The 3975-nt window shown below is 57.2% G+C and carries 1 protein-coding gene; it reads left to right on the forward strand.

The window, feature by feature from the left end; genetic code table 11:
- Positions 1 to 521: 521 nt before the first annotated feature.
- Positions 522 to 3605, forward strand: a complete 3084-nt coding sequence (locus BQ17_RS21725; RefSeq protein WP_089726455.1) for an NACHT domain-containing protein — start codon at positions 522 to 524, stop codon at positions 3603 to 3605.
- Positions 3606 to 3975: the final 370 nt, after the last annotated feature.

Below are 3975 nucleotides of genomic sequence, written 5' to 3' on the forward strand. Positions count from 1 at the left end.
GCCGTCTTTCAGACGGCTTACGCACCCAATGACCAGCTGTCGGCAACGGTCAGAGCAGACGCCTTCTGGGCCGCACCAGATAACGCCGGACCGCCGGCAGGTTTAGTTCCCGGGTATACGCATGGTGGACACCGGCCCGATGCTCTGTGCGGCGCGGGGCAACCAGGTTCCCACGCAGCGCGTGGGAACGAGAAAGACCGCCTCGGGCGTCACCTTTTACGATACCCTCCCTACCGAGGGTGTCGCAAAAGCCCCTCTCCCGCTGGGAGGGTGTCGCAAAAGCGGTGGCGTCAGCTGCCAGTCTGTGAAGTCTAAACCACAGAGGACACAGAGAACGCAGAGAATTGGCTGATTCCTTTCTCTGTGCTCTCTGTGTTCTCTGTGGTTCGAAATGACTTTTACGACACCCTCCCTGGGAGAGGGGTTGGGGAGAGGGGATCAAGGGGAGAGGGGATCAAAAAGATCAATCGCTCTACTTTGACACTTATAAATTTACCACTACCCAAATAGAGAATGGGCCTATGAGCATCCAGGACCTCCTTGTCGTCGGCCTCACCGGCGTGGCCTTGGCCGCAGTCGGATACGCCCTCTATATCCAATTTCAGGCCAAGCGTTTTACCCGCGAGCAGTACGCCTTTGCCTTTCTCGCCAGCTCCACCGGGCTGTTCGTGACGGTCATTACGAGCCTGCTTGCAGAGCCGCCCTGGATTGCTGTCATCAACCTCATCAACCAATGGTTATCCAACACCCCCCAACCAATTCAGCCCCATCCGATCGAACGAATATTCGTCCTTCTCGGCTCCATCGCTGTTGTGTGGCTCCAGTATCAGATCTGGCGGCACTGGTCCGGCGGCCGCTCCGTCCTTCAGGCAAAAGCGGAGCGAAATAAGGAACAGATCTCCGTGCTGGACGAGGGCATCAGGGAAGGCCGGCGGCTGATTCGCCGCGAGCCTCCGCTGGAGAGATTTGCTGGGACCGGCGACCCTCCATTCGATACCATCATCGAGCCACCCACGGATTCCCTTGTCTGGCGCGACCAAGCCCGGGAGCTAATTGAGCTGCGCTGGCCCAGCCTACGCTTCGACCCCCACGATGATTGGCACGACCGGGAAGACGTTTGGGTAGGTCGTAACACGCGCACCGACCGCTTGGCGGCTGTGCTGGTGGCCAGGACGGCGCCGACCGAGGCACGGGTTAAACGCTTTGTTGACTATGTCCAGAAGCTCTCCGGTTACAGATCTGGCAACAATGACCTCTTGGTCGTCGTGCAGGAAGGTATTGCGGATACGGTACGGGAGGTCCGTGGCGAACGTATCGAGCAGTATAGCGAGTCGAAATTGCTGGATTCGCTGGTGAATTTCTCCGATTACTTCGACGAGATCCGACGTAGGGTCGAGATAGACAAGCTGCCCGACTCGGAGCTCAGTCTGCACCATACCTATGTCCGCTCACATTTGCTGGACGAAGACTACACACCCCTGGGGAAGGACCTGGAAGAATTTCTGCGTGACTGGATGCAGGAGCCAAGTCAGCGCCAGATCGCGGTGTTCGGAGAATATGGACAGGGCAAGAGCACCGGCGCCTGGTTGTTCGCCTACCATCTGGTCCAGGACCATCATGGACATCCACCGCGCATCCCGCTGGTGATTGAGCTGCGGGGCAAGAGTCCGGCCACCCTGCAGCCCATCGAGCTCTTGGGGGCCTGGGCCGCACAACGGGGGTTGAACCCAAGGGCCCTGATGAAGCTGCTGATGGCCGGATGCCTGATCCTGATCTTCGAGGGCTTCGACGAGATGGCGGAGGCGGGCGACACCGAGGCCCGCCTGAAGCACTTCCGCAACCTGTGGCGCTTCTGTTATCCCCAGTCCAAGCTGGTCTTCACCGGCCGCCCCAACTTCCTGTTGGACCGGAAGGAGCGCCGCGTCGCCCTGGGCATCGACGAGTCCAGCGGCAGCGGCCCCTATTGCCAGGCGATACGCCTGAGTCCCTTCGCGCCGGAGCAGATACGCGAGTCTCTACGTTGGGCACCGGATCAGGTGACAGAGGAGATCCTGGCACTGGCCGAAACAGACCAGGCATTCTTCGATGTCGTGGCCCGCCCCTCCCTCCTGTTCCTGGTCGCCAACCTGTGGGATACAGAGGCGTTCATCGAGGCCCGACGCGAGCGGATCGATTCCGCCACCGTCATCGGCCTCTTTATCAAGAATACCCTCAGGCGTCAGACCGAGAAATCGCGCCATTACCACCACTTCATGAGCCTGAACGAATCCGAGCGGGCCTATTTTATGGACGGCATAGCCGCCTACATGGCCCATCACAAGCTGCCCAATCAGATCGCCCTGGGGCAGCTCGACGAGGTGGTCGAGCGGCTCTATGAGGAGATCCCAGAAGCGGTCTCGAAATCCCCCGATGCCCGCCAGTCCTCCTCCGGACGCCCGCTCAAATCGCGGCTCCAAGACAGAGAAGACGCCCTGGAGCTGGTCAAGACCGACGTGCGCACCTTTGGATTGCTGGTGGAGGACCCGAGTACGGCCAACAGCCTCAGATTCGGCCACAAATCCTTTCTCGAACGACTGGCCGCCGGCGTCTTTCTCGACCGCATGGCCGCCACCAAGGCCGGCGGTACAGGAGACCTGGGTGCGCGATCGCGATCAATCATGAATGCTACGGGGGTCTCCTTGACGGATGGACTCGAATCTCCCCAATCCCTGTCGTTTCTGGGCCAGCTCTGTGCCTCGCAACCGGACATGCTGGCAGACCCCTCGACTACGGAGAAAGGCATCTTGTCATTATCCCCGATCAATTTTCGGTGTTTATGGAAAAACAAATGGCAAGCGATGCTTAATGTCCACTTGTTTTTAAAGCGCCAGACAGATCATAGATCGCAATCAAAATCACTTCTAGGTTTGGTTTTGGGTTTGGGTTTGGGTTTGGGTTTGGGTTTGGGTTTGGGTTTGGGTTCGAGTTTGGGTTTGGGTTCGAGTTCGAGTTTGGGTTTGGGTTTGGGTTTGGGTTGGGTTTTGGGTTTAGGTTTGGGTTTGGGTTATTTGGATTCTGATTTGGTTTTGGGTTTGGGTTTGGGTTGGGCTTTGGTTTTGGGTTTGGTTTCGGGTTTGGATACGGTTTTGGGTTTGGGTTCGGGTTTGGGTTTGGGTTTAGTTTTGGGTTTGGGTTTGGGTTGGGTTTTGGGTTTGATTTCGATTTTAGATTGGGTTTTGGTTTTAGGTTTGGTTTTGGTTTTGGGTACGGTTTTGGGTTTGGATTCGGTTTTGGTTTTGGTTTTGGGTTTGGCTTTGGTTTTGGTTTTGGGTTGGGTTTTGGGTTGGGTTTTGGGTTGGGTTTTGGGTTGGGTTTTGAATTGGGTTTTGCTTTTAGGTTGGATTTTGAGTCGGTTTTTTTACGGTATTCTCACAGCCGGATCGAAGGCATTGCCGCGAACGATTATCTGGCTGGCGGCTGGGATTGCCGCCGGTATGACACGCAGGCGAATGGGCAAGATCGTGGGTAGAGACACGGCGGCTGAAATCGCCGAGCAGCTGTACTCGGTCCTTGATGAAAAGGTCATGGAGCAGGCCGGCTTCGAGCGGCCGAAGATCCGGGAATAGGGGGCAACCAAAGACCAGCGACTAGTACCTAGTTTCGACCGCTGTTGCAAGTTCATAGTATCTGCATGCTCACACGCTTGGCTCACATGCTCCAGGGTGTGGACTAGGGGGTGTTGACATTCCGAAGGTCCGCGCAGCGGACCCTACTATCCAGCTGATTCTCTCGTTCCCACGCGCCGCGTGGGAACGCGGAAGCTCCGCGCTGCGGAGTTTTCCGGTAGGCACAGCCCACCCTTGTATGTTCTGTTTCTAAGGAAATACCAGGGAAGGGTTATAAAGGGATTTGATGAAGTGTACCTGGGAAGCCGTCCCACCCTGAGGCCTCGAGCCTGTCCGTAGATTGGCTCCCCGCCCGCTTCGCCAATACCGA

This window comes from Candidatus Thiosymbion oneisti, assembly GCF_900092655.1.
Lineage (GTDB): Bacteria > Pseudomonadota > Gammaproteobacteria > Chromatiales > Chromatiaceae > Thiosymbion > Thiosymbion oneisti.

Coding starts and splice junctions, on each gene's coding strand:
- BQ17_RS21725 (WP_089726455.1), top strand. CDS start 522: ATGAGCATCCAGGACCTCCTTGTCGTCGGCCTCACCGGCGTGGCCTTG.